Source organism: Paenibacillus sp. JNUCC 34, from assembly GCF_058269055.1.
Window position 1 is genome coordinate 503,976 of sequence record NZ_CM177770.1, and the last position, 25,894, is coordinate 529,869.

Below are 25,894 nucleotides of genomic sequence, written 5' to 3' on the forward strand. Positions count from 1 at the left end.
CTTTAATGCGCATCGGGTATTCCCCTGTGCACCCTTAAGGGAGTTGTTCTGAAGAAATAAGAAAATACGGTGTACACTCAAATCCGATTGACCCAGGAACGCTTTTGTTAGTATGAAGGGTATAATGAACTTATAAGTGAAAAGAAAGGGCGAGGTGTCATGATCGATCCAAGTGTGAGGCAGGACCTGCGTGAAATTAGCAAGAAATTAACCAATCTTAGGGGGTCTCTTTGACTTAGATCTTAAGCAGGAAATGATTGCGAACTTCGAAGAGAAGATGGCCGCTCCCGATTTCTGGGACGATAACGAAAAGGCACAGAGTCTCATTGCTGAAATGAATGCCGTGAAATCAAGTGTGGATCAGTATGAGAAGTTGCAGCAGGATTATGATGATGCGGTTGTTATGATTGAGCTGGCTGATGAAGAGGGCGACGAAAGCCTTACTGGTGAAATTGGAGAGTCCATTAAAGAAATCGTGAGGCGTGTCGAAGAGTTCGAACTGCAACAGCTGCTGAACCAACCTTATGATAAGTTAAATGCCATCTTGGAGCTCCATCCCGGTGCAGGCGGAACCGAGTCACAGGACTGGGGACAAATGCTGCTCCGTATGTATACTCGCTGGGCCGAGAAACGCGGCTTTAAGGTAGAGACACTTGATTATTTGCCGGGTGATGAAGCGGGAATCAAGAGCGTTACGCTCCTCATTAAGGGCTACAATGCCTATGGTTATCTGAAGGCTGAGAAAGGTGTACACCGTCTTGTTCGTATTTCGCCTTTTGATTCCTCGGGCCGCCGTCACACCTCCTTCGTATCCTGTGATGTCGTACCGGAAATTACGGACGATGTGGACATTGAAATCCGCACCGAAGATCTGAAAATAGACACCTACCGTGCCAGCGGCGCGGGTGGTCAGCATATTAATACAACAGACTCTGCGGTACGGATTACGCACTTGCCGACCGGTGTTGTCGTAACCTGCCAGAATGAGCGTTCCCAGATTAAAAACCGTGAACAAGCCATGACGATGCTCCGTTCCAAGCTGTATGAGCGTAAGATTGAGGAGCAGCGGCAGCAGCTGGATGAAATCCGTGGTGAGCAATCGGAAATTGCCTGGGGTAGTCAAATCCGTTCTTATGTATTCCATCCGTATAGCATGGTTAAGGATCACCGGACTCAGGTGGAGACCGGGAATGTAGGTGCTGTGATGGACGGCGATCTGGACGGCTTTATCGACGGATACCTGCGCAGTCAGATTAAGCAGGATGTAGAGTAAGAGGAGAATGTAACCATCATGGCCCAATCTGTACGCACTAAACGAAGAGAACCACTCATTCCGGTGAACGGCCCGATCCGCCAATTGGCAGACACGCTGTTTATCATTGCTGGTTCGTTTATTATGGCACTATCGTTTAATTCGTTTTTCCTCCCGAATCGCATCGCTTCTGGCGGTGTCTCGGGAATATCTGTTCTGCTAGAAGCGCTCTTCGGCATTCAGCCGGCGTATACGCAGTGGATGTTCAATATTCCTCTTTTTGTACTTGGCTTTTGGCTGTTGGGACGGGAATACGGAATTAGGTCGTTGCTTGGCAGTGTGGTTCTGCCGCTGTTTGTTTTCATAACTAAGGACTGGGTCGAGCCTACTTCGAACCCTCTCCTCGCCTCCATTTTCGGAGGGATTGGTGTGGGTACCGGAATCGGTCTTGTCTACCGGGGGCGCGGTTCTACCGGTGGGCTTATGATCGTGGCGCAGATTGTGCAAAAATACAGCGGACTCAGCTTCTCCATCTGTGTTGTGATGCTTGACGCGCTTGTCATTAGTTCGGCGGCGTTGGTGCTGTCGCTGGAACAGGCGCTGTACGCATTAATTGCTCTGTACGTCACAGGTAAAGTTATTGATACAATCGAGCTTGGCTTTAGCTATACGAAGGTCGCTTACATTATCTCTGATCATACAGAGCCGATTACGAAGGCTATCCTGCAGGACTTGGATCGTGGTCTTACCAAGTTGAACGCCGAGGGAGGCTATACCGGGGAAAGCCGGACCGTGCTTATGGTTGTTGTGGGCCAAAGTGAAATTCCAAGGCTAAAGACGTTGGTGCAATCTGTCGATTCGGATGCTTTTGTTATTATCAGCAATGCACATGAGGTGCTCGGTGAAGGCTTCCAGAAGGTTAAAGCTTGATTGTTATGTCGCCTGGCATCCTTGTCTGCGTCAGATTGTTAGTTTAATCTAACACACTTGTGATACCTGCTTATAAGAGGATCGTTGTCCAATGTAATAAAGGTTAAAAATTAAAAACGGGTCAGTCAAGGGTTTATCCTTGGCTGACCCGTTTTGTTTGTAGTGGATCGATGCTTCCTGTGACCACAGCGTCTCCTAACACATATTCTCCTTTTATTTTTGCGAGTACACGATATAATGATAACTAATCTATTGGGGGTGTCGAAATGGAAATTGAAGAAATATATGGTAACATTCCGCAGCTTCAAACTGAACGGTTACTTCTAAGGAAAGTAACCATGCGGGATGCCGAGGATATGTTTGCCTATGCATCAGACGAGGACGTGTCCAGATACGTGACATGGAATACACATCAGACGATCGAGGATAGTAAAGGATTCATTCATTTTATTGAGCAGCAGTATGACAATGGGGCATTAGCTCCTTGGGCCATAGAAGATAAGGAAAGCGGCCGGATGATTGGGACGATTGATTTTGTTTTTTGGAAACCTCAGCATCAGTTGGCGGAGATCGGATACGTGTTGAATAAGAACTATTGGGGCAAAGGCTATATGTCGGAAGCGGCAAGAGAGCTGCTGCGTTTTGGGTTTGCGGAGATGGATCTGGTCCGTGTTCAAGCGCGTTGTTTTGCCGAAAACATAGGTTCTCGAAGAGTGATGGAGAAGATCGGAATGACATATGAGGGTACTCAGCGTAAAGCCGCGAAGATTAAAGGGGTACACTGGGACCTTAAAACGTTCGCTATTTTAAAAGAGGAATATGAGTTGCAGCTATAATTTTTTTTATTTAAATGAAATTTATCTGTTGTATTAATATGAATACGGACGTATAATAATACATATTTATGAGACGGGATAGTGAAAATCTACCAGACGCGAGTGGGAGAGAGGGATGAGCATGATGACAGAACAGAAGATTTTGAGAGCGGCAATTGTCGGTTCAACCGGCTATGGAGGGGTGGAGCTGATCCGATTGCTTCAGCATCATCCTCAAGTGGAGATTACGTCGGTCATCTCCTCTTCCAGTTCAGGCGTGCCGATATCTGACGGATTTCCTCATTTGACGAATATCGTGGAACGGAACCTGGACGGTGTTGTACCGGCGGAGATTGCGGAACGAGCGGATGTTGTGTTTACTGCAACGCCGTCAGGCGTGAGTGCCAAGCTGGTGCCGCAGCTGCTGGAAGCTGGACTTAAGGTCATTGATCTGTCCGGTGATTTTCGGATCAAGGATGGCGGCGTGTACGAGGAATGGTATAAGCATGAAGCGCCAGATGACGATGTGCTCGCACAAGCGGTATACGGTTTATGTGAAGTGTTCGGGGAAGAGGTCGCGGACGTGGATTTCATCTCGAACCCAGGCTGTTATCCGACTGCGACGCTGCTTGGTCTGATCCCTGCGATCAGCGCAGGCTGGATTGATCCAGCAAGCATCATCATCGATGCCAAATCAGGTGTGTCCGGAGCGGGACGCGGTACCAGCCTGATGGCACACTATGCGGAAATTAACGAGAATTTCAAAGCCTATAAGGTGAATAAGCATCAGCACATTCCAGAGATCGAGCAGGTGTTGAGCGAAGTGGCCGGTGAAAAGGTGACGGTTACCTTTACGACCCACCTCGCCCCTATGACAAGAGGAATTATGAGTACGATGTACGCCTCTCTACTGGGCGCATATACTGAGGAGGATTTTGTAGAGCTGTACCGCCAGTACTATAAGGATCGCCGTTTTGTGCGTGTCCGTGATCAAGGTACTTGGCCGGCGACGAAGGAAGTCAGCGGCTCGAATTATTGCGATATCGGTTTTTCGGTGGATTCCCGGACGGGAAGAGTCACTTTTGTATCCGTAATTGATAATGTGGTGAAGGGCGCCGCAGGGCAGGCGATTCAGAACCTGAACTTGATGATGGGATGGGAGGAAAGTCTCGGACTTACGTATACGCCAGTGTATCCGTAAAGATGGGGAAAGCATATGGGAGACAGTTTATATACTATCGTAAGCGGTGGAACGATTGTTTCGCCGCAGGGCTTTAAGGCTGGAGGACTGCACTGCGGACTGAAGAAGACGGATCGCCATGATCTCGGCGTAATTGTGTGTGATGTACCGGCGGTTGCGGCAGCAGTCTATACAATGAATGTGATCCAGGCGGCTCCGCTGAAGGTAACACGTGAAAGTCTGCAGAACGGCATACTGCGTGCAATAGTCGTAAATAGCGGTAACGCCAATGCATGTACCGGTAAGCAAGGGGAAGAGGACGCGTATACGATGCGTTCACAGACGGCGGCACAGTTCGATATCGCCGATGAGGATGTGGCCGTAGCTTCCACCGGTGTCATCGGGGAATTGTTGAAGATGGATTGTGTACAGTCGGGCATAACCGGACTTCCATCGCGGATCAGTGGGGAAGCCGCGGGTGCGGAAGGCTTTAGCCAGGCTATTTTGACAACAGACTTGGTTAAAAAAGAAGCCTGCGTCACCGTGAAGGTAGACGGCCGTGATATTACGATCGCAGGGGCAGCCAAAGGCTCGGGAATGATTCACCCGAATATGGCGACGATGCTCGGTTTTGTGACAACGGACGCGGTCATCGGACAGGAAGCCCTGCAGCAACTGCTGCGCGGCACTACCGACCTGACGTTCAACATGATTACGGTAGATGGGGATACAAGTACGAACGATATGCTGATTGCCATGGCGAGCGGGCTTGGCGGTAACGATGTTTTGACGCCGGGTCATCCGGATTGGAGCGCTTTTGCGGCCGGGTTTGAATATGTGTGCCGGATGCTTGCCATCGCGATTGCAAGGGACGGCGAGGGAGCGGCACATTTAATTGAGGTTCGGGTACAAGGAGCAGAATGTGACGATGATGCGCAGGCGATCGCCAAGACGATCGTAGGTTCCAGCCTCGTGAAATCCGCTGTATTCGGCGCCGACGCCAACTGGGGCCGGATTATCGCCGCTGTCGGCCGTGCAGGCAGACCGGTGAACCCGGAAACGGTGGACATTGCGATCGGCCCGATTCAGGTGTTGGAGCAGTCCAGCCCGATCCCTTTTGATGAGGATGCTGCACTCGTATACCTGCAAGGAGATACGGTCAATATCGATGTGAATCTCCATATTGGAAGCGGAAGTGCAACGGCATGGGGCTGTGATTTGACTTATGATTACGTTCGAATTAATGCGGCTTACCGGACATAAGAGCTGCATCTATATAGATTGAACTAAAGAAAGGAAAGAGTAGTCCGAATTCGTAGTGATGCTCAGGCTAGAATCTTTAGTTCAACTATGGAGAGTGACATAGGAGGGGAACGGTATGGAGACGATCGCTGACAATCGTACGGAGCAGCCGCAAAACGCGGCAATCGTAGAGAATTTTGTGATGAAGTGCGGAGGGAGTACGCTTGCTGCTCTGCCTGAAGCTTTTTTTGAAGATCTGAAGAAGCTGCAGCAGAAGGGTGTGACCCCTGTCATCGTGCATGGAGGCGGACCTGCCATTTCTGAGAATCTGGAGAAGCTCGGGATCGAGACGGAGTTCGTGAACGGTCTGCGTAAAACAACCGAAGAAGTGCTGGATGTGGTGGAGATGGTGCTTGCGGGCAGCATTAACAAACAGATTGTACGCCGCATTCAGAGTGCCGGAGGGCAGGCACTGGGGCTGTCCGGTTCGGATGGAGGATTGATTCAGGCCAAACTGGTAGCGGGCAGCGCGAAGGTCGGCTGGGTCGGCGATGTAACTGAAGTGAAATCATCTATTATTACAGGTGTGCTGGATATGGGATATATGCCCGTCATTGCTCCAATCGGCGTCGATGCTTCGGGACAGCGATACAACATTAATGCTGACACGGCCGCAGGAGCAGTTGCTTCTCATCTTGGCGTGAACCGCATGATCGTGGTGACGGATGTACCGGGCATTATGAAAGGCTCAGGCAGCGAGAAAAAAGTTCTTCCTACCGTAACCGTTCAACAAATTGAGGATATGATCGGGACCGGTGAAATCTACGGCGGCATGATTCCAAAAGTGAGAGCAGCGATTAGCTGCATCCACGGCAAAGTCCGTGAAGTTGTGATCGTTGACGGCAGCGAACCAGGCGTGCTGAGCCGAGTGTTGTCCGGAGAGGTCATCGGGACGCGCATCGTACGCATGTAGACTGGAACGAAATACCCCGGCCGGAGCCATCCGGCCAGAATACGTTAAGGGATAGGAGTGTGGCAGGAATGAGCAATAGTGGTGAGGTACAGTTGAGTGGTGGAACAAGCTCGAACGGAGCAGCAGCGGAAAGCTCTTTGTTTCCAACCTATGCAAGATACCCGATCAGCTTGGTCAAAGGGGAAGGCAGCTGGCTCTGGGATGACAAAGGCAATAAATATCTGGACTTCATGTGCGGCCTCGCGGTAACGAATCTCGGGCATGCACCGGTGAAGGTTAAGGAAAAGCTTAAGGCACAGCTCGACGAACTGTGGCATGTATCCAACCTGTTCCACATTCCCGGCCAGGAAAGAGCAGCTGCATTATTGACTGCAAACACGTGCGCGGATGCCGTCTTCTTCTGCAACAGCGGAGCGGAAGCGAACGAGGCTGCGATTAAGATTGCCCGCCGTTATCATCAGAAGGTAAAAGGCACGGGCCGCTTCGAGATTATCACGTTTACGCAATCCTTTCATGGACGGACGCTGGCAACACTGACAGCTACAGGTCAAGACAAGGTTAAGGAAGGCTTTCTTCCGCTTCCTGCCGGATTCAAAAGCGTACCACTTCATGATCTCCCTGCTCTTGAAGCAGCGATAAACAAGGATACAGCTGCAATTATGATTGAAATGGTGCAGGCTGAAGGCGGCGTCTATCTCGTGGAGCCGGAATATATGAAGGCTGTGGATCAACTTTGCCGCAAGCACGGACTGCTGCTTATCATTGATGAGGTACAGACCGGCATGGGCCGTACAGGCAAGTTGTTCGCGCATGAGCATTACGGGATTGAACCTGATATTTTTACAGTGGCAAAAGGACTCGGATCGGGATTCCCGGTTGGCGCGATGCTTGGTAAGGGCTATCTGCGTGAAGCTTTTACAGGGGGCAGTCACGGCTCGACTTTTGGCGGAACGCCGCTCTCGATGGCTGTCGTGACCGCAACAATCGAAAGCATACTGGAGGAGCAGGCACCACAGCGTGCTGCAGAAATGGGGCAGTATTTAACCGAGCGCCTGAACGCGGAACTCGGGGCCCATCCGTTTGTAAAAGGGATTCGCGGAATGGGGCTTTTGATCGGAATTGAATGTGCGGAGCCTGTCGGGGATATCGTTCTTGCAGGTCAGTGCCGCGGTCTTCTGTTCGTAACAGCAGGTCCGAATGTGATCCGTCTGCTGCCGAATCTGCTCGTGACGAAATCAGAGATCGATCAGGCAGTGAGCATTCTGGCACAGCTTATTCATGAACATACGGCAGCCGCAGTGAACCCAATGTAAATGCAGTTTCACCGTGATACAATGGATAAATCAAGCAAATGGTATAAGGAGGATGCAGCATATGACCCCGACCGGACAAGTGCAGGAGTTGACCTTTAAAGGACGCGATATGATCGAGCTTGATGATTACACGACAGAGGAAATTCAGTATCTGCTCGACTCAGCAATCGATATCAAGCGCAAGCAAAAGAACGGTGAGGTATATGAGCCGCTCAAAGGCAAGACGATCGGATTGATTTTTGAAAAATCGTCCACACGGACGAGAGTCTCATTCGAAACCGGAATGTTCCAATTGGGAGGACATGCGCTCTTTTTGAGCAAAAATGATATCCAGCTTGGACGCGGCGAGCCGATCAGTGATATGGCGCAGGTGTTGTCGCGTTACCTGGACGGCATCATGATCCGTACCTTCGGGCATGACAATGTCATCAACCTTGCCCGTTATGCATCGATTCCGGTCATTAACGGTCTCAGTGATATGGCGCATCCGTGCCAGGTTCTGGCGGATCTTCAGACGATTCTTGAGCACAAGGGCACGCTGAAAGGTCTCAAGATGGCATTTATCGGAGACGGCAACAATATGGCGAATTCACTGCTGATCGGAGGCGCCAAGATGGGTATGCACGTAGCGGTCGCCAGCCCAGATGGATATGAGCCTGATGAGCGAATTGTTCAGCTGAGCCGGGAAATCGCCCGTGAGACTGGAGCAGAAATTACGGTGACGAAGAATCCACAGGAAGCCGCGAAAGATGCAGACGTGATTTATACGGACGTATGGGCAAGCATGGGCTTTGAAGAAGAGCAGAAGCAGCGGGAAGCTGCGTTTGCGAGCTATCAGGTCAATGAAGAGCTGGCTAAGGTTGCGAAGCCGGATTATCTGTTCTTGCACTGCCTGCCAGCCCACCGCGGCGAAGAGGTAAGCGAGGGTGTCATTGATGGCGCGAACTCGGTTATTTTTGACCAGGCGGAGAACCGTCTGCATGCCCAAAAAGCATTGATGGTTGCCTTGATGGGTTAAATGGCAGTAATAGAAACAGCAGCAATGGCAGCACAGGATTTACTAGCGATATAGAGAGGGAGTTTAAATCATGGCAAAACAAAAAATCGTACTGGCATATTCCGGCGGTCTGGACACCTCGGTTATCCTGAAATGGCTTAAGGAAACCTACGATGCTGAAATTATCGCATTTACGGCTGATATCGGACAAAAAGAAGAGCTTGACGGCTTGGAAGAAAAAGCGCTGGCTACCGGCGCTTCGAAAGTATATATTGACGATCTGCGTGCAGAGTTCGCTGAGGATTTCATCTATCCGATGTTCCAATCCGGCGCTCTTTATGAAGGGCAGTATCTGCTCGGCACGAGCATTGCACGTCCGCTGATCGCGAAGCGTATGGTTGACATTGCCCGCGCTGAAGGCGCAACGATGATCGCGCATGGTGCTACGGGTAAAGGAAATGACCAGGTTCGTTTTGAGCTTGGTGTAGCAGGGCTTGCTCCTGACATTGATGTGATTGCACCTTGGCGTATCGAAGAATTCCGCAACAAGTTCCCGGGACGTGCCGAGATGATCGCCTATGCAGAAGAGCATGGCATTCCGGTAACTGCGTCGGCAGCGAAATCGTACTCTATGGATCGCAACTTGCTACATATCAGTTATGAGAGTGGCGTGCTTGAAGATCCATGGTTTGATGCGAGTGCACCGGAAAGTAAAGACATGTACCTGCTCAGCGTGTCTCCTGAAGATGCTCCGGATGAAGCTGAATACCTGGAGCTGGAATTTGAAAAAGGGAACTGTGTGGCACTGAACGGCGAATCGCTCAGTCCGCTCCAGGCGATGGAGAAGTTGAACGAACTCGGCGGCAAGCATGGCATCGGCCGTGTGGATATGGTGGAGAACCGTTTTGTGGGTATGAAGAGCCGTGGCGTCTATGAGACTCCAGGCGGAACGATTCTGTTCACCGCTCATCGTAAAATGGAGTCCATCACGATGGACCGTGAAGTGATGAACCTGCGCGACAGTCTCATTACCCGTTACAGCACGCTTGTGTATAACGGCTTCTGGTTCGCACCGGAGCGTCTGGCTCTGCAAGCACTCGTCACAGAAAGCCAGAAGAACGTAACCGGAACCGTTCGCGTGAAATTGTACAAAGGCAACGTGATATCGGCTGGTGTGAAAAGCCCTGTCAGCCTGTACAATCCTGACATCGCTACGATGGAAGCGGACCCGACACAAGCTTATGACCAAGGCGATGCTACCGGATTTATCCGCTTAAACGCATTGCGTTTGAAAGTAGCTACCGGCGTAGACCAGAATCAATAACCACTCGTCAGTGGATATCGTAGATCGGCTAGCAAGAACAATAATAACTATACTTAAACAGGCGAAGGCCGTTTCATGTCAGATGGTAATGTGAAGCATATCTCTTACGGGGATGAGTTTCATAGCCATGACGGGAGACGGCCCTCTGCCTTAAACGAAAGTGGGGCAAACGTAGTGAGCAAGTTGTGGGGAGGACGTTTTACGAAGCAGACCAATGCTTTGGTAGAAGAATATACAGCATCTATCGGTTTTGATAAGCAATTGGCCGAGGAGGATATCCAGGGTAGCCTTGCGCATGTATCCATGCTGGGCAAATGCGGCATTGTGCCGCAGGAGGATGTTGAGAGTATCAAGTCTGGCCTTAACAAAGTGTTGGAGCGGATCCGTAAGGGCGAGATTGAGTTCTCGGTTTCTGACGAAGACATTCATATGAACATCGAGAAAAATCTGATCGAAGAAGTAGGGCCTGTGGGCGGCAAGCTGCATACAGGACGCAGCCGGAACGACCAGGTCGCAACCGATATGCATCTGTATTTGCGCAACCGCGTTGTTGAGTTGACTGGAATGCTGCATGAACTGCAGACAGCGCTGATTGGACAGGCTAAGGACAATCTCGACACGATTATTCCAGGCTATACGCATCTGCAGCGTGCACAGCCGATCCTGTTCGCACATCATCTGATGGCTTACGTGTCCATGTTCCAACGTGACATTAGCCGTCTGATCGACAGTTATAAGCGGATTAACATCCTGCCGCTTGGCGCAGGTGCTCTAGCAGGCACAACCTTCCCGATTGACCGGCATTTTGTAGCGGAGCAGCTAGGATTTGACGGCGTGTATGAGAACAGTCTGGATGCTGTGAGCGACCGTGATTTCATCTTGGAGTTCTTGTCGGATGCTTCTATGATTATGATGCACCTCTCCCGCCTGAGTGAAGAGCTTGTACTGTGGAGCAGCACGGAGTTCAACTTCATTGAGCTGGACGATGCGTTCTGCACAGGCAGTAGTATCATGCCGCAGAAGAAGAATCCTGATGTGCCTGAGCTTGTCCGCGGAAAAACCGGACGTGTATACGGCAATCTGATGGGGCTGCTTACGGTCCTCAAGTCGCTACCGCTTGCCTACAATAAGGATATGCAGGAAGACAAGGAAGGTATGTTCGACACCGTAGCCACACTCGAAGGTGCGCTGCAGCTGTTCGCACCGATGATCGCAACGATGAAAGTGAACAAGGGCCGGATGCGTGAAGCAGTGAATACCGACTTCTCCAATGCGACAGATATCGCCGACTTCCTCGTAGGGAAGGGGCTTCCGTTCCGTCAGGCGCATGAAGTGATTGGTAAAACCGTGTTGTACTGCATCCAGAACAACAAGTTCCTGCTTGATCTGACATTGGAAGAGTTCCAGCAGTTCTCACCACTGTTTGACGACAGCATCTATCAGGTACTGCAGCCGGAGACGGTCGTTAACGCCCGTAACGTATATGGCGGCACGGCTACGCCTCAGGTGAAGGCAGCGATCGACCGTGCGGAGCAGGCTTTGTCGGCATCGGCTGAATGGATTCAAGCTCATTCTGCAGGAGTGAATAAGTAAAAAATAACCGTTTGACCCGCAAAATATCCGCAGTTTAAAGGGGTGCCCCCAAGTAGATTGTTCTACAGTGGGGGCACCCCTGCTTCATTTTCAAAATAGATAAAACGCATGCTTCCTGAGCTAGTAAAAAAGTGTACGTATCTTTATTGGAAGCCGGTTGGTTGTTGATCAGTCTTTGCGAAGTGGTAGCCAGTTCAATACGTCCTGAATTTTGTCATCCCAATAACCCCAATCATGTGCACCGGGACCTTCCTCGTAAGTTAAATCCAGCGATGTATCTCGGCAGGCCTTCAGGAACGTCTGGTTGTCATCATACAGAAAATCTTCCGTTCCGCAGCATTGATACAGCTCCGGCTTAGGCCCTTCGGATTGGTCCAATTGCTGCAGAAGTGATAGGAGGTCGTTGTCGCTTCCCTGAATCGGGCTGTCTCCAAAGATCATTTGCATCTCTCGGTTAAGGCCGTCGTTCAAAGAACTTCCGGCCAGATCCAATGCACCGGACAAGCTGGCCGCTGCTGCAAACATCTCAGGCTTTCGCAGTCCAAGTTTGAAAGCGCCGTATCCACCCATCGATAGCCCGGCTACGAAATTATCTTCACGCTTATCCGACAGTGGGAAGAAGGAGCGGGCCAGAGCGGGAAGCTCCTCACTGATAAAGGTCCAGTATTTACCGCCGTACTCCATGTCCGTGTAAAAGCTGCGATGTACTTGCGGCATGACAACCGCAATTCCCATAGATGCTACATACCGTTCGATGGATGTACGGCGCAGCCAGATGGAATCGTCATCGGATAAACCGTGGAGCAGATAGAGTGTGGGATGGCGATGCGAGCCTGCACGGTTTTCCATACCGATTTGCGTAGATGTGTTTTGCGGGAGAATGACGGTCATTGTTGTACTAAGCCCGAGTGCTTCCGAGAAAAAATGACATTGCATTAGTGCCATGCGTAAATATCCCCTCTCGTTTTCTTATAGCAGTCTATAAAACTAATTGAATCAATGATGGTAGCCGTAGAATATAAGGTCGAGTTTCCTATTTATCTCAGATGATAGCATAAATAAATGGTAATATGTAATGTGAGACTTTATATGTAGCAATGAAAGGATGTCTGTTATATGACGAATGACGCTCTTATAGCTATTTTAATAAAGTACTATGGAATTCATGAGCCTGTTATTAAGTTTCTAAGACATAATGAGAATAGAACATACAAAATTGATGATACAGCTAGTGGAAACTCATTTTTACTGCGCATTCATCAACCCATTAAAGATAATATGACAGGCCTGCAGCATACCTATCACGGGTTATTAACCGAATTGGAAATGCTGGAGAATTTGGCAGCCCATACAGATCTTATCGTTCAATCCCCAGTACGAAACATTCATGGAGATTTGCTTACGGTCATAGAACATGAAGGACGCAGCCTAAATTGTTCAGTGCTTACGTGGCTAGAGGGAAGAGATCTGCAAAAGGAAGATGTCTCTGATCAGAACGTTGTTACAAAGCTGGGAGCTCAAATTGCCGATCTTCATTCGTTCTTCCGTCATTATAAGGGTGTCAGCCCTGATAAACGACCTAGTCAAGGTATGGATTATAACCATCAGATGCTCACGAAGATAAAGCGCGGTTTGGATCTGGGATTGTTCGCTTCTTCAGATGTTTATATTATTGAGGAAACGATTACATTGATTAACTTGCGCCTCAAAGATAAAGGGAAGTCAGTACATACCTGGGGACTTATTCACGGCGATCTGTCCATGGGGAATATTATCGTAACCGGTCAGGTGGATATGAGTTTCATTGATTTTGGCTTTTTCGGATCCGGATATTATTTGTTAGACGTATCTATGGGGGCCTTAATGATTCCATCTGAACGCAGAAATAATTTTCTTGAGGGATATTATGGTCATGAAGAAATAACGGAGGAAGATATACTTCTATTAGAAGGATTTATGTTGGTTGCGATTATTGGTTATTATGCATTTCAGATAGAGAACGAAGCTGTTCATCCTTGGATGCGCGAACGAATGCCGTTATTATGTGCTAATCATTGCATTCCCTTTCTATCTGGAGAGCGAATATTCTACAATCTATAGTCTCATACAAAATGAAGAACACTCAAACCACTTCTATGTAAGGCTATCGGGTTTCTTTTAGTGCTTCTCCGTCTCTAGACGGAGATAAACTTCCGCCAAAAGAATGTTTGCTGATCAGTCGTCTCATGTTACATTACTGGTATTAGCTATGTGACGGATAAAACGCTCTAGTAACACTAGCATGAAGAAACGGGGGATAACGGAATGGAAGAGTTCGTACAAAAACGTGATAACTTGCATATTGCGGGAGCTGGAAAAATAGAGGGAGGAGTATACGCCAAGGTTCAGCTGGATGGCATGGGCACGATCGGCGGGAACCTGGACTGTGATGATTTTATTGGAAACGGTTCGGTAAGTGTCAAAGGTGCACTTACTGCAAAAACGGTCCGTATTAATGGTACTGGAAGTGTGGATGGCCCCATGGATGCGCTGGACGTGAATGTGGGCGGTTCCGCCAAAATAAAATCTGATGTACGTGCACGAAAGATAACGGTGGGCGGTAGATGTCATATTTACGGCAAATTGACGGCAAAAAAAATAGAACTGAGCGGAAGTCTGAAAGCGGAAAATATTCAAACGGAAAGCATCGAGGTAAAGGGAGGATTTAAAATAGACGGCGTGATTCAAGCGGATACGATCGAGGTTAAACTGTATGACCGCTGCGAAGCTCGGGAAATTTATGGAGATCACATCACGGTACGAAAAAAAGGAAATCGTATCTGGGAAAAACTCTCTTTTTCATTCAGGCCAGCTCGCTTGTATGTTCGATTCCTGGAAGGAAATAGGGTCGAGGTGGAGCAGACGGAAGCGGATATTATCCGTGGAAACCGGATCATTCTTGGACCGGGCTGTAATGTACGACTGGTTGAATACAGAGAAGAGCTTATTCAAGACCCCTCTGCAGAGGTTGGAGAAGTACGCTTAATCTGATCTGCAACCGAATCGTTAGATAAAAGCATGTAACACGTATATAGTAGAAAGCTGAAAGGGGAACTCTGGGTGACAGTATATGAAACAGAGGTAAGAAAAAATGTATCGATCATGGGCAGCGGGACCTCTAACGGAGGGATTCTGGGTAAGCTGCGTGTTAATGGAGACGGGCGGATTAATGGAGATGCGGATTGTCTGATATTTCGGTGCAACGGAAGCGCTGAGGTGGAAGGAAGCTTGCGCTCCCGGGATTCCCGGGTTAATGGGCAGTTGAACGTAAATGATAATCTGGAAGCGGAGCAAATGAAGATTAACGGTGGATTGAAGGCGGGCGGCAGTGCCCGCATCGGCCACACTCACACCAATGGAGATTTGTCGATTGGGGGCACATTGTCAGCTGTAAAGCTGACGGTAAATGGAACCTTGGAGGCCCGGGATGAGATTGGTGCCGAGAACTTGACAGTTAGAGGGAGAATTAAGGCTGGCGGAGCGCTGTATGGTAGAGAGATCAATATCAAGCTCCATGGTGGCTCTTCCCAAGTGTCCAGAATGACGGGGGGATCTATTTCAGTATCTATTTCTCGTCTTGCCAGAGTAATTGGATCACTTCGCTTTAGTAGCCTGAAGACCGGACATATTGAGGGTGACGATATCTTTATAGAAAATACGATAGCAGACACAGTCCGCGGTCGCAGGGTGACTATAGGCCAGGGATGCGTCATTGGGCTGGTTGAATATAGCGAGGAACTGAGAACGGACAGGAGCGCGGAGATTTTGAATGCTGAGCGCATATGAATATAAAAAGTATAAAGGTGTAAAAAAGAACAGAGGCATGAAGTGCCTCTGTTCTTTTTTGTGTGTATCGTTTCGCACCGCGTACAGTTTCCAACCGTACGGTGTGGCGCAGCATGACGGCAGTCGACCACATGAGACTACGGATTGCTGACTCCATCCTCGACAACAGGTGCTTCAGGCAGGTCTCTTGCGCCAGGCAGCTCACCATCTGACGGATTCATACCGACGATTGTGCTTTGCCCCCGATAAATGTCGCGGGAAATTCGAATGCGTTCGGTTACCTTTCCGTTTACCTTCTTGATACGATATGTTTCCACGACATACCCGGGTTTGCCATCCTGCAGTACCCTGTGATTGCCGGGAGATAATGAACCGTCTTGGACATACTTTAGCGGAGCAGGAATACTCTGCACGGTTTCTGATTCGAGTGAATAGACGGTGTCTTTCGGAAAAGTTCCGAAAAACTTGAGTGTCAGGGTCCGACCGGTGACCTCGGCGTGGATCAGCAGATGCTTGCCGGTATTGTTGCGGAATCGGAAATTAATGTATCCCTCAGCAAAGGTGGCGTCCTGACCCTTGGGCAAATAATTGACCGGAAGGGAATGGCTCCTTCGTTCCGTTACTTCGAGTCCGGTCAACAGAACGGCATTGTATACAGTGCTGGACACCTGACAGATTCCTCCGCCAATCCCCGGCACGAGCTTGCCGCTAACGATGACCGGCGCTTGCTTGAATCCGAATTTTTGCTGGGCTCTCTCCACCACTTCGGCGTAGTTAAATTCATCGCCCGGTTTCAGAATCATCCCGTTCACGGCTTTGGCGGCAGCCGTGATGTTGTGTACTCGGCCCGGCCCGCTTGCGCCTAGTTGGGTAGAGAACTGTATGATTTTCCGTTCGATGCCCTCAGCTTGCAGAGACTTTACCGTTACATCCGGCACAAGCAAAGTGAGCGGCAGCTCAACCGTAATGATCTCAGGGGGATCAGACTGCAGGACAGAGAAATCGCCAGGAATGGCTGCCCCTAATTGATCGCTAAGCGCCGTCCAATCAATCCGGAACGTCGTCTGCTCAGGTGTATAGCGCACGATGTCGTCGGTAATCCTGCGTACCGCATTGACCGGTTCTCCGAAGCGGTCTTTTTCCCATTCCGTGTGGAATCTCTTCTTTAGAGTGTCGAGATCCCAATCAGGGTGGATGCTCCAGATTTTCTCGAAATGGTACCGATATAAAACCCGTTCCCACAGGTTCCCCTCTGTGAACTTGGATACAGCATTGCGGAAATCGTCCACTTTATACTGCACCCCGGCTTCCCTCAGGCTAAGCGTCTCTTCGTCTCCATTAAGATGGCCCCCGATGAATTGTACCTGAATCGATTCCATAGCTTCTAAGCGTTTATTCAGTTCATTTAGAACTTCACGAGCGGGCCTTCCTCCGATGTCCCAACCGGATAGCATTACACCTTTAGGCAGGATATTTTGATTGGCATAGAGGGCCAGTCCGCCATAACAAATAGACCCGATTAACAGCAGACTAATGACAACGATGAGACCAATGTGAATTTTTTTCATGCGAAACCACCTTTTTTACTTCTGATTAACCGTAGTTCAAGCACCTTCTAATGTATATGTCACAGGGCCGATAAACTTTCGGGTACTCAAAAGGTAACAAATTTGTTACAATGGTTGATGTTGATGTCATGAGGATTTTTATTGGATTTTAAAGGAATTACATGGAAAGTGTCGAAAGTATAAGGGCTAATCAAGTAATGGGAAGTGATGAAGTGATAGAAATGCAGGATGTGTGGAAGACCTATCCGAACGGCACCCATGCACTTCAAGGGGTCTCGGTAAAAATCGACCGCAATGAGTTTGTTTACGTCGTCGGACCATCCGGCGCTGGTAAATCGACATTTATGAAACTCATCTATAGAGAAGAAGTACCTACCAAAGGGCAGATTTCAGTCAACGGATTTAATATCGACAAGCTGAAACAGCGCAAAATCCCTTATGTTCGGCGTAATATCGGGGTTATCTTTCAAGATTTTCGACTCCTGCCGAAGATGACAGCTTATGAAAATGTAGCCTTTGCTATGGAAGTAATTGAGGCGCCTACGCGTCTGATGAAAAAACGGGTCATGGAAGTGCTTGATCTTGTGGGTCTAAAATCCAAAGCAAACCGCCTACCAGCTCATTTGTCTGGCGGGGAACAGCAGCGGATTGCCATAGCTCGGGCGATTGTGAACAATCCGTCTGTGATTATAGCGGACGAGCCTACAGGTAACTTGGATCCGGAGACTTCGTGGGGAATTATGCAGTTGCTTGATGAGATCAATTTCCGAGGAACAACCATCGTGATGGCAACCCATAATAAAGATATCGTAAATACGATGCGTAAACGCGTTATCGCCATTGAACACGGACAAATCGTCCGAGATCAGGTCAGAGGGGAGTACGGATATGACTTTTAAAACCTTCCTACGGCACTTGCGGGAAGGGGTCAAAAGCGTATTCCGGAACGGCTGGATGTCCGTAGCGTCTGTAACCTCGATCGTAGTGTCATTATTTATTTTGGGCGTATTTATTTTATTAGTATTGAATGTAAACGCATTGGCCGATAAAGCCGATAGTGAAGTACAGGTGAGCGCTTATCTTAATCTGAACGTCGATGAGAAGATGCGCGAGACTATCCATAAAGAAATCAAGGCGATGCCTGAAGTCAGCTCCATCACTTTTGTTTCGAAAGACGAGGGAATGAAGGAGCTTACCGAAAGCCTAGGAGAAGAAGGCAAGGGAATGTTGGATGGGTTCAACACCAAAGACCAGAACCCTTTGCCGGACTCATTTGTCATCCAGGTTATTGAACCTACTACAGTTTCTTTTGTAGCCGATAAGATTAGCACGCTTAACAAGAAACACCCGGAGCAGCCGATCCTAAGAGTGAAGTACGGGGAAGGTACCGTTGAAACGCTGTTCAAAATTACCCGCACCGTACGTAATATCGGATTTATTTTTGTTGGCGGACTCGGCCTGATGTCGATGTTCCTGATCTCCAACACGATCCGGGTTACGATATTGGCCCGCCGCCGCGAGATTGGCATCATGAAGCTGGTAGGCGCGACGAATAATTTCATTCGCTGGCCGTTCTTCGTGGAAGGTGCCTTGATAGGGTTTATGGGCTCGTTGGTTACAGTTGGCGTGTTGTTCTTCGGATACGACCGTCTACATAACTCGGTTAAAGGTGACATTACCCTGTCACAAAGTTTGATACCGCTGGGAGATATATGGATGCTGCTTGGGGGATTGATACTCCTACTGGGAATGCTGATTGGCATTTGGGGAAGCACGGTGTCTATTCGAAAGTTCTTGAAGGTATAACCTTATAACTGTTGAGATCGTCTAATAGTTTCAATTTATTCTAAATAGTGTCATGAAATTTTTAACTAAAACACTGAAAAAGGATGGGGAGCGCAAGTTGAAAAAGATCGCCGCCGGATTAGCCGCCGTACTATTGGCCGCAGTCGTATTCCAACCGTCAGTCGGATTAGCCGAAAACAAAACATCTGCTGATGTTGATCGTGAAATCAAAGCTCTTCAGGAGCAGGTCCGTCAGGCCCGCAACCAGCAGAACAAAGCTGCAGAAGACAAGCAAGAGGCGCAGCATTACAAGAATAAGACAAACAAAACCTTGGAATATGTAATGGACCAGATCGATATCGTCAGCGGCGAAATTACCAAAATCACGATGAAAATTGATGAAACGGAAGAGGAGCTTCACGTGACTGCGCAAGAACTGAAGTCAGCGGAAGAAAGAATCGCAGCCCGCGAGAAACTTTTAGAGAAGCGTATTCGTTTAATATACATGGAGGGGCAAGTTTCCTATCTGGATGTGCTTCTGTCTTCGACAAGCTTTACAGATTTCCTGGATCGTGCAGACTCGCTCAAGACTATTGTCGATCAAGACCAGGATCTTCTGGTTCAGCATAAACAGGATAAGATCCTCGTGCTGGATAAGAAAAAAGAGTTGGAGGGACAGTACGCCAAGGCTAAGGACCTGTACGCTCAGATGGAAGACCGTAAACATGATCTGAATGAGAAAGAAAAAGAGAAGAGAGTTCTCATTGCCGAGTACGACCAGAAGATTGAAATATCTGATGAACTTTCTGCTGAGCAGGAGCAAATGCTTGTCGCGCTCGCTACGAAGCGTTCGAATCTCCAACAGGAGAGAAATAAGCTCGCAGCAGAAGAAGCTGCAGCAAGAGCGGCTAAAGCCAAAGCTGAAGCTGAGGCAAGAGCTAAAGCAGCAGCTAAAGCAGCAGCTAAAGCAGCTGAAGCTGCTGCGAAGAAAAAGAATTCGGTCGCTTCGTCCAAACCTTCAGGCGGCGGAGGTGCGTTTACGGGCAATGGAGGTCCGTTCGCTATGCCGGTATCCGGTGCTTACCTGTCTTCCGGCTACGGACCACGTACTCACCCGGTCACCGGTCAAGTAATGTCGATGCACACCGGACAAGATCTTGCCGCACCTGAAGGCACAGAAATTCGGGCAGCGGAGAGCGGTACTATCATTCTTGCTGAATGGTGGAGCACCTATGGTAATACGGTTATTGTCGACCATGGCGGCGGTGTATGGACGCTTTACGGCCATATCCGTAACGGTGGCATCAAGGTAAGTGAAGGACAACAGGTCAGCCGCGGACAGAAAATCGCCGAGGTTGGTTCCACAGGACGAAGCACAGGCCCTCACTTGCATTTTGAAGTGCGGATTAATGGTTCTGCTGTAAATCCGACACCTTATCTGTAGTTAAAAAGTATAAGCCGCTGTATAAATATTCCCCGGAAGTTAATCATATACTAGGATGATCGGGAAGCTGCGAAGCGAAATAGCTGATACGTACAAAGGCGGTGAAATTCATGTTAAGAAAAAGAACGGTCGTATTTCTCGTTGTAGCTGCTATGCTGTGCGGTGGACTTCTGACGATGGCGTTCACGCAACTGCCGAATTTTGCAGGTTCGAGTGCTAGCGGGGAAGGCCTTCTGGCCAGCATCGCTAAGAACGGGTTGGAGCAGGATGAAGCCAAGAAAATTGGTACCGCCCTCGACATAATTGAAAGCAATTATTACAAAGACATTGACCGGGACAAGCTGGTTGATGGAGCGATTAACGGAATGATGGAATCACTTGGAGATCCTTATTCCAATTACATGGGCAAGGTGACAGCGGCTCAATTTGAGGAAAGCATTGAGGGCTCGTTCAGCGGTATTGGTGCAGAGGTTTCCTCGGTTGACGGTAATGTTGTGGTCGTGTCCCCAATCAAGGGATCGCCAGCAGATAAAGCCGGTATTCGGGCCAAGGATGTGATTTTATCGGTCAACGGTGAATCATTACAAGGTCTGGATTTGAATGCTGCAGTGGCCAAAATCAAAGGTCCGAAGGGCTCGAAAGCGGTCATCAAAGTGAAACGTGCCGGCTCGTCTGAACCCATTGAATTTGTTATTATTCGAGAAAACGTGAACTTGGAAACTGTTACGGCTAGAATGGAGAGCAATAAAGTTGGTATTATTGAGATCTCACAGTTCTCCCTTAATACAGGTGACCGCTTTAAGGAAGAGTTGAAGAAGTTAGAAGAGCAAGGGATGGAAGGACTCGTGATTGATGTACGGAACAACCCGGGTGGTGTGCTCGCCGTAGTCATCGATATTGCTGAACAATTCGTGCCGAAGGGCAAATTAATCGTCCAGGTTGAGAATAAAGACAAGAAACGGGAGAAGCATCCTTCTAACGGACAATCCAAACCATATCCTATTACAGTGTTGATGAACAAAGGCAGTGCCAGTGCTTCTGAAATACTGGCGGGTGCGCTGCAACAATCAGCCGGAGCTGTATTGATCGGTGAGAACACATTTGGTAAAGGTACGGTACAGACCAGCTTTGAGAAGCAGTTTGGAGACGGAAGCCTGCTTAAGGTAACTATTGCTAAGTGGCTAACACCTAACGGTTCATGGATTCATGAAAAAGGAATCAAACCTGATTTGAAAGTGGATCAGCCGGATTATTTCTCAGTTGCACCGATTGATAAGAAGAAAACATTGAAATATGATATGAACAGCTCTGACGTGATGAACGCCCAGATCATGCTCGAGGCAGTCGGCTATAAGCCAGGCCGGAAGGATGGTTACTTCGACCGGGCTACCGAAAAAGCCGTGAAGAGCTTCCAAAGCAGCCAGAAGCTTAAAGCAGACGGAATGGTGAATACCGCAACAGCTGAAGCCCTTGAGGCTGCATTGATCAAGAAGATTCAAGATCCGAAGAATGACAATCAATTGAATCGCGGAATCGCCGAAATCCGGGAGGAAATCGCGGCCAAGGCGTCGAAGAAATAAGAAGGCTGAACTTTAGCCTTCTTTTTTTCTTGAGATTAAAGATGTAAAGGAAGTATGTTTCGAAGGAGCGCCTTAAGAGGAAGGAGTGTGGCAAGCTTTTGGAGACAGCCAAAGAGTTGCTGTGGCTCGGGATGGATGCAGGATTACAGCTGTTAATGCAGCCGTTTTATTATATTTCTATTATTTTTATTGCATTGCTTTATCGCAGGCAGGTGCTTTTGGAGCGCAAGCTGTTTCATGTACGTCTAAATGGTTGGGGAATGCAGACATGGAGAACATTTCTTGGAGGGCTCGTTGCCGGGATTGCCGTTTCGATTGCAATGGCCTTTTTCGGAATATCCCTCACCTTTGCAGCCGTCATATGCATATGGGTAACGGCGCTCGTGCTAATGCTGTTCCGGGTGAGATTTTTATGCTTTGCTTATTCCATAGGCGTGCTCGGTATAATCCAGTTCATATTAAGCTGGTTTCCGGAGTGGCAGCCTGAGGGTCTGCTGGGGAGCGCGATAACTACGATAAGCAGCCTCGATATTCCTGCTCTGCTTGCGTTAGCGGCTGTGCTTCACTTTGCAGAAGCGGCGCTTGTTGTACTGCAGGGCTCGAAGTTTGCAACACCGCTGTTCCTGGAAGGGAAGCGGGGTAAACTGGTGGGCGGTTATCACATGCAGAGCTTCTGGCCGCTGCCACTCTTCCTGCTGATACCGGCTTCCGGTGGCAGCATGGTATTGCCTTGGACGCCGTTCTTTGGCGGTGAGGCTTGGAGCGGCGGGTTCAGTATGCTGGTGCTGCCCGTACTGATCGGCTTTGGAGAGATGACACACAGCATGCTACCACGGCAGAAGGCTGCAGTTACATCCAAGAGACTTGTCGTTTACAGTGCTGTGATACTTGTAATGAGTCTTCTTGCCGAGTGGTGGTCGCCGCTTATGGTTATCGCTGCTATTGCAGCATTGGTCCTACATGAAGGACTGGTCTGGTACAGCCGTAACGAGGAGAATGAGCGGAGTCCCGTTTTTGTTCATCCATCACATGGTTTACGTGTACTGGCTGTGCTGCCGGGAAGTCCCGCAGATGAGCTGGGCATATTGGCAGGTGAGACGATTCTTAAAGCGAACGGGACACTTGTACACAACAAGGAACAGCTGCATGCTGCTCTCCGACAGAATTCGGCGTTTTGCAAGTTGGAGGTTCAGAATCATCAAGGTGAGAGCAAGTTTATGCAGCGGGCGATATATGCTGGTGACCATCACCAGCTTGGGGCCATCGTTGCGCCGGACCCAGACGACAACTTGTCGGTGAAGTTGAAGCCACTTAGTGTGTTTGCTCTTCTTGGGATGAAGCTGAACGTGAAGAATAAGGTGGCTGGAAGTCCCAGCCAGACGAAGGCCGATTCTACGACGGACAAGCCGGAGACGGTCGAGGTTTAGAATGGGTCTGAATAAGACTTAATGGAATCTAAAAAGCGATCTTCCTCGTTTATTACGAAGGAAGATCGCTTTTTTAGTGATTTAGCTTAACTATAACAGTTATACATCACTGCGCGTATGAACTTCGTTCGTTTAGAATGTCACTTATTCATATCATCTAACAGGGTCTGGGGTCGACCGCCGTTATGTAACAACGTACCTCTCTAGGGGATGCGCGCGGTACGAATGTTGTATAAAATGCAACTTTATTTCGTCATACAGCGGCGAAGTCCGGATTATTGTATTCCATACAACAATCCGGATAGGAAATCATCGATTGTCCTCTTTACAGGACGAATTGCTGTAGAATCTACAACAATATCAGTAGGTTCAGGCATCTAGCTCTTCCAAAATTGTATGTTATACAACAATTACTTATTACTTCATGCTGTCGGTGAAGTTGAGAGCTAGAGAAAGTCTGCTCATCCCGGTTATCGTCTTTGGAGGATTTGTACACATAATCAGGCAGTTACGGCTAGGGGTTCAGAGGCCATTTTTACGTCATTTGTTGTCGCTTTACTGACGTATATCGATGCAAAAAAGAAGTAACCCGCCACAGGTTGAAGGCCTGACGGGTTACTTCACACGATTCATTTGAGGAGGTTATCCCACCACAAATGCTGTACGGGGAGCAGCTGGCCGGCTGCTCCTTATTTATTGCTATCTTAGCGTATGAAGGAATATACCTCAAGTTACTTCAACCTCTGTTTCCCACCGATCCCTGCCCCTTTTTTAAATAAAAAATGGCGATTTGTGTCCGGTCCCGGAGATTCAGCTTTCCTAAAATTTCGGTTACATAGTTTTTGACGGTGCCTTCACTCAGGAACAGCTGGCCTGCAATTTCCTTGTTCGAAAGGCCATCTGCAATCAAGGAGACGATATTCTTCTCAGCTGGTGTGAGACCATAGTGGTCCATTGCAGCAGGCTTCATTGACGCGTTGTGCGGGGCCGGTCGGAGCATCCCGGTCAGCTTGCGTGCGATATCGGGATGAATGAGCATGTTGCCGTCATGGACCGTCTTGATGCCTTGAATGATCCGGTCTGGCGGAATGTTCTTGAGCAAATAACCGCTGGCACCGTTTTGCAGCGCTTCAACGATATAATCGTCGTCGTCAAAGGTGGTTAGCATCAGAACCCTCACATCCGGGAACCGTTCTCGGATCTGTTTGGTTCCCTCGACGCCGTCGCATACCGGCATTCGGATATCCATCAACACGACGTCTGCCGCAGCCCCGCCCTCAAGCAATTCCAGCGCTTCGGCTCCGTGAGCTGCAGCCCCGATAACCTCCACTTCAGCATCCATGCCGACTAACAGTTTCAAGCTTTCCCGGATAAACGGGTCATCGTCCACAATCAGTACAGATATCATATGAACACTCACTTTCTTTCTTATCATCTATACTCCCTACACAATCTCACTCTTCCGGTAGACAGGCAGCCGCGTGATCACGGTAAAAGGCGTTTGCCTGTGAATTTCCAGTGTCCCTCCGATGACTTTGGTGCGCTCCAGCATACCGCTGAGCCCGATGCCCTGTTTTCCGATCCCGGAGCATTCCGCAGCTAAGACTTCTTCGGCTGCGACCTCCCCGTTGTTCGAAACCTCCATACAGATCTCGTTATCCCTATAACGGAGGAGCACATCGACTTTGTCTGCGTGCCCATGCCGAATCGCATTCGTAATGGCTTCGCGTGCATTTTTGTACAGGACAACCTGCTGGCTCGGGTACAGTGGATACGGAAGGCCTTCCATTCGAAGACCTGTCCGGATGCCGGTTTCACGACCGGTTTCTTCAAGCAGGCGGTCCAAGGAGTAAGCATCTGTCAGCTGCCTGCCCGGATTCATCTGTTTGACCGCAGACCGCATTTCATCCATGCTGGCCCCGATTTGATCACGGATCTGGTATAGCAGCTCCATCCCACGGGCATTATCCTGCGGCACGGTGTGAATAGCCGCCTCCATCATCATTTTTACCCGAATCAACCGGTGTCCGATGTCATCATGAAGCTGCCTGGAAATCCGGCTCCTTTCCTCAGCCTGCGCGGCGCCTTCAACCTGGTAGGCGAACTGCTGCATCCGGCTGCGAGCCTCTTCCAGTTCGAAATGTTTACGTTTAAGCTCATCATACAGTCGCAGTGTTTCCTCTCGGCTTACCGAAGTGTTAACCAGTATGCCGATGAATACGGCGATTAGGATCAACAGGAAATTGGCAGAGATAAGCCATAAGACATCGTAACCCTGAAGCGATACATTAAGCACCAGGAGATGGATGCCGAGGAGGATGTACCGAAGCGGTACATTGGATAAGGCCAGATACGTGCAAGCGGTCGACAAAGAGATAAAAACCATCAGCAGGCCGTACTGTTGGCACAGCCAACCCGAGATGATGAACTCCAGAAAAGCTACGGTGATGATGACCGGACTTGTGCCGAAGTAACGGCCAAGCACGGCCAAAGCAAGAAATAACAGGATAAAGAGGGTGTACTGGTCATAATGGTCGATTCTGTCCACATATAGCCCTGCGACAGCGGGGAGGAGAATGAGACCAAAACGAAGTGGGGTCAGTGAATAACGCATATATGAAAAGACATCCTTTTTCCATGAAATGG

General features: G+C 48.9%; 22 protein-coding genes. 18 read left to right on the plus strand and 4 right to left on the minus strand.

What is annotated here, in order from left to right; genetic code table 11:
* Window positions 1-159 precede the first annotated feature (159 nt).
* The 10 genes from prfB to argH all read left to right on the plus strand — a co-directional run bounded on the left by prfB (window position 160) and on the right by argH (window position 11,619).
* A protein-coding gene (gene prfB, locus AC2TF5_RS02245) for a peptide chain release factor 2 (protein ID WP_491300662.1) occupies window positions 160-1,273 on the plus strand; the annotation gives its coding sequence in 2 pieces (ribosomal slippage) (window positions 160-231 and window positions 233-1,273; 1,113 coding nt in all).
* Window positions 1,274-1,291: 18 nt separating this feature from the next.
* Complete coding sequence (locus tag AC2TF5_RS02250; protein WP_491300663.1) at window positions 1,292-2,182, plus strand: YitT family protein; 891 nt, start codon at window positions 1,292-1,294, stop codon at window positions 2,180-2,182.
* 266 nt (window positions 2,183-2,448) lie between these two features.
* Window positions 2,449-3,018 (plus strand): GNAT family N-acetyltransferase, encoded by a 570-nt coding sequence (locus AC2TF5_RS02255; RefSeq protein ID WP_491300664.1) that lies wholly within the window; start codon window positions 2,449-2,451, stop codon window positions 3,016-3,018.
* A gap of 124 nt (window positions 3,019-3,142) precedes the next feature.
* A complete protein-coding gene (argC, locus tag AC2TF5_RS02260; protein WP_491302788.1) occupies window positions 3,143-4,198 on the plus strand; it encodes an N-acetyl-gamma-glutamyl-phosphate reductase in 1,056 nt (351 codons plus the stop codon).
* A 15-nt stretch (window positions 4,199-4,213) separates the two neighbouring features.
* A complete protein-coding gene (gene argJ, locus AC2TF5_RS02265; RefSeq protein ID WP_491300665.1) occupies window positions 4,214-5,440 on the plus strand; it encodes a bifunctional glutamate N-acetyltransferase/amino-acid acetyltransferase ArgJ in 1,227 nt (408 codons plus the stop codon).
* A 115-nt stretch (window positions 5,441-5,555) separates the two neighbouring features.
* Window positions 5,556-6,392, plus strand: coding sequence for an acetylglutamate kinase (gene argB, locus AC2TF5_RS02270; RefSeq protein WP_491300666.1), 837 nt, complete (start codon window positions 5,556-5,558; stop codon window positions 6,390-6,392).
* Between the two features lie 68 nt (window positions 6,393-6,460).
* Window positions 6,461-7,705: an acetylornithine transaminase gene (argD, locus tag AC2TF5_RS02275; RefSeq protein ID WP_491300667.1), complete on the plus strand. Its 1,245-nt coding sequence runs from the start codon at window positions 6,461-6,463 to the stop codon at window positions 7,703-7,705.
* 61 nt (window positions 7,706-7,766) lie between these two features.
* Window positions 7,767-8,723 (plus strand): ornithine carbamoyltransferase, encoded by a 957-nt coding sequence (argF, locus tag AC2TF5_RS02280; RefSeq protein WP_491300668.1) that lies wholly within the window; start codon window positions 7,767-7,769, stop codon window positions 8,721-8,723.
* Between the two features lie 70 nt (window positions 8,724-8,793).
* The gene (locus AC2TF5_RS02285; RefSeq protein WP_491300669.1) at window positions 8,794-10,026 is read left to right on the plus strand and encodes an argininosuccinate synthase; all 1,233 of its coding nucleotides are present in this window, start codon (window positions 8,794-8,796) and stop codon (window positions 10,024-10,026) included.
* 174 nt (window positions 10,027-10,200) lie between these two features.
* Window positions 10,201-11,619, plus strand: a complete 1,419-nt coding sequence (argH, locus tag AC2TF5_RS02290; protein ID WP_491302789.1) for an argininosuccinate lyase — start codon at window positions 10,201-10,203, stop codon at window positions 11,617-11,619.
* A gap of 168 nt (window positions 11,620-11,787) precedes the next feature.
* Here argH and AC2TF5_RS02295 read toward each other — a convergent pair whose 3' ends face one another.
* Window positions 11,788-12,564 (minus strand): alpha/beta hydrolase, encoded by a 777-nt coding sequence (locus AC2TF5_RS02295; RefSeq protein ID WP_491300670.1) that lies wholly within the window; start codon window positions 12,562-12,564, stop codon window positions 11,788-11,790.
* Between the two features lie 171 nt (window positions 12,565-12,735).
* Here AC2TF5_RS02295 and AC2TF5_RS02300 point away from each other — a divergent pair, with 171 nt between their 5' ends.
* The 3 genes from AC2TF5_RS02300 (at window position 12,736) to AC2TF5_RS02310 (ending at window position 15,444) form a co-directional block, all read left to right on the plus strand.
* A complete protein-coding gene (locus AC2TF5_RS02300; protein ID WP_491300671.1) occupies window positions 12,736-13,719 on the plus strand; it encodes a phosphotransferase enzyme family protein in 984 nt (327 codons plus the stop codon).
* Window positions 13,720-13,923: 204 nt separating this feature from the next.
* The gene (locus AC2TF5_RS02305) at window positions 13,924-14,649 is read left to right on the plus strand and encodes a bactofilin family protein (protein WP_491300672.1); all 726 of its coding nucleotides are present in this window, start codon (window positions 13,924-13,926) and stop codon (window positions 14,647-14,649) included.
* A 69-nt stretch (window positions 14,650-14,718) separates the two neighbouring features.
* The gene (locus AC2TF5_RS02310) at window positions 14,719-15,444 is read left to right on the plus strand and encodes a hypothetical protein (protein ID WP_491300673.1); all 726 of its coding nucleotides are present in this window, start codon (window positions 14,719-14,721) and stop codon (window positions 15,442-15,444) included.
* 137 nt (window positions 15,445-15,581) lie between these two features.
* On the opposite strand, the gene AC2TF5_RS02315 is transcribed toward AC2TF5_RS02310, so the two are convergent.
* Window positions 15,582-17,012 carry a VanW family protein gene (locus AC2TF5_RS02315; RefSeq protein ID WP_491300674.1) on the minus strand — a complete coding sequence of 477 codons (1,431 nt, stop codon included), beginning with the start codon at window positions 17,010-17,012 and terminating at the stop codon, window positions 15,582-15,584.
* 212 nt (window positions 17,013-17,224) lie between these two features.
* Between AC2TF5_RS02315 and ftsE the strand changes: the two genes are divergently transcribed.
* The 5 genes from ftsE to AC2TF5_RS02340 all read left to right on the plus strand — a co-directional run bounded on the left by ftsE (window position 17,225) and on the right by AC2TF5_RS02340 (window position 23,248).
* Window positions 17,225-17,911: a cell division ATP-binding protein FtsE gene (ftsE, locus tag AC2TF5_RS02320; protein WP_491300675.1), complete on the plus strand. Its 687-nt coding sequence runs from the start codon at window positions 17,225-17,227 to the stop codon at window positions 17,909-17,911.
* The gene (ftsX, locus tag AC2TF5_RS02325) at window positions 17,901-18,818 is read left to right on the plus strand and encodes a permease-like cell division protein FtsX (protein WP_491300676.1); all 918 of its coding nucleotides are present in this window, start codon (window positions 17,901-17,903) and stop codon (window positions 18,816-18,818) included. Before ftsE ends, ftsX begins: the two co-directional genes overlap by 11 nt.
* 97 nt (window positions 18,819-18,915) lie before the next feature.
* Window positions 18,916-20,241, plus strand: a complete 1,326-nt coding sequence (locus AC2TF5_RS02330) for a murein hydrolase activator EnvC family protein (protein ID WP_491300678.1) — start codon at window positions 18,916-18,918, stop codon at window positions 20,239-20,241.
* Between the two features lie 110 nt (window positions 20,242-20,351).
* A complete protein-coding gene (locus AC2TF5_RS02335; RefSeq protein ID WP_491300679.1) occupies window positions 20,352-21,821 on the plus strand; it encodes a S41 family peptidase in 1,470 nt (489 codons plus the stop codon).
* A 98-nt stretch (window positions 21,822-21,919) separates the two neighbouring features.
* Window positions 21,920-23,248, plus strand: coding sequence for a PDZ domain-containing protein (locus AC2TF5_RS02340; RefSeq protein ID WP_491300680.1), 1,329 nt, complete (start codon window positions 21,920-21,922; stop codon window positions 23,246-23,248).
* Between the two features lie 736 nt (window positions 23,249-23,984).
* Here AC2TF5_RS02340 and AC2TF5_RS02345 read toward each other — a convergent pair.
* Both AC2TF5_RS02345 and AC2TF5_RS02350 read right to left on the minus strand, forming a co-directional pair.
* Complete coding sequence (locus AC2TF5_RS02345; RefSeq protein ID WP_491302790.1) at window positions 23,985-24,656, minus strand: response regulator; 672 nt, start codon at window positions 24,654-24,656, stop codon at window positions 23,985-23,987.
* A gap of 36 nt (window positions 24,657-24,692) precedes the next feature.
* Entirely contained in the window at window positions 24,693-25,862 is a 1,170-nt protein-coding gene (locus AC2TF5_RS02350) for a sensor histidine kinase (RefSeq protein ID WP_491300681.1), read from the minus strand.
* Between the last annotated feature and the right edge of the window lie 32 nt (window positions 25,863-25,894).

Excerpts from the sequence above, each read along its gene's own strand:
- argB (WP_491300666.1), top strand. The coding sequence starts at position 5,556 with ATGGAGACGATCGCTGACAATCGTACGGAGCAGCCGCAAAACGCGGCA.
- argJ (WP_491300665.1), top strand. The coding sequence starts at position 4,214 with ATGGGAGACAGTTTATATACTATCGTAAGCGGTGGAACGATTGTTTCG.
- AC2TF5_RS02285 (WP_491300669.1), top strand. The coding sequence starts at position 8,794 with ATGGCAAAACAAAAAATCGTACTGGCATATTCCGGCGGTCTGGACACC.
- AC2TF5_RS02350 (WP_491300681.1), bottom strand. The coding sequence starts at position 25,862 with ATGCGTTATTCACTGACCCCACTTCGTTTTGGTCTCATTCTCCTCCCC.
- argD (WP_491300667.1), top strand. The coding sequence starts at position 6,461 with ATGAGCAATAGTGGTGAGGTACAGTTGAGTGGTGGAACAAGCTCGAAC.
- AC2TF5_RS02295 (WP_491300670.1), bottom strand. The coding sequence starts at position 12,564 with ATGGCACTAATGCAATGTCATTTTTTCTCGGAAGCACTCGGGCTTAGT.
- AC2TF5_RS02335 (WP_491300679.1), top strand. The coding sequence starts at position 20,352 with ATGTTAAGAAAAAGAACGGTCGTATTTCTCGTTGTAGCTGCTATGCTG.
- argF (WP_491300668.1), top strand. The coding sequence starts at position 7,767 with ATGACCCCGACCGGACAAGTGCAGGAGTTGACCTTTAAAGGACGCGAT.
- AC2TF5_RS02305 (WP_491300672.1), top strand. The coding sequence starts at position 13,924 with ATGGAAGAGTTCGTACAAAAACGTGATAACTTGCATATTGCGGGAGCT.
- AC2TF5_RS02300 (WP_491300671.1), top strand. The coding sequence starts at position 12,736 with ATGACGAATGACGCTCTTATAGCTATTTTAATAAAGTACTATGGAATT.
- ftsX (WP_491300676.1), top strand. The coding sequence starts at position 17,901 with ATGACTTTTAAAACCTTCCTACGGCACTTGCGGGAAGGGGTCAAAAGC.
- AC2TF5_RS02315 (WP_491300674.1), bottom strand. The coding sequence starts at position 17,012 with ATGAAAAAAATTCACATTGGTCTCATCGTTGTCATTAGTCTGCTGTTA.
- AC2TF5_RS02255 (WP_491300664.1), top strand. The coding sequence starts at position 2,449 with ATGGAAATTGAAGAAATATATGGTAACATTCCGCAGCTTCAAACTGAA.
- argC (WP_491302788.1), top strand. The coding sequence starts at position 3,143 with ATGACAGAACAGAAGATTTTGAGAGCGGCAATTGTCGGTTCAACCGGC.
- AC2TF5_RS02250 (WP_491300663.1), top strand. The coding sequence starts at position 1,292 with ATGGCCCAATCTGTACGCACTAAACGAAGAGAACCACTCATTCCGGTG.
- AC2TF5_RS02345 (WP_491302790.1), bottom strand. The coding sequence starts at position 24,656 with ATGATATCTGTACTGATTGTGGACGATGACCCGTTTATCCGGGAAAGC.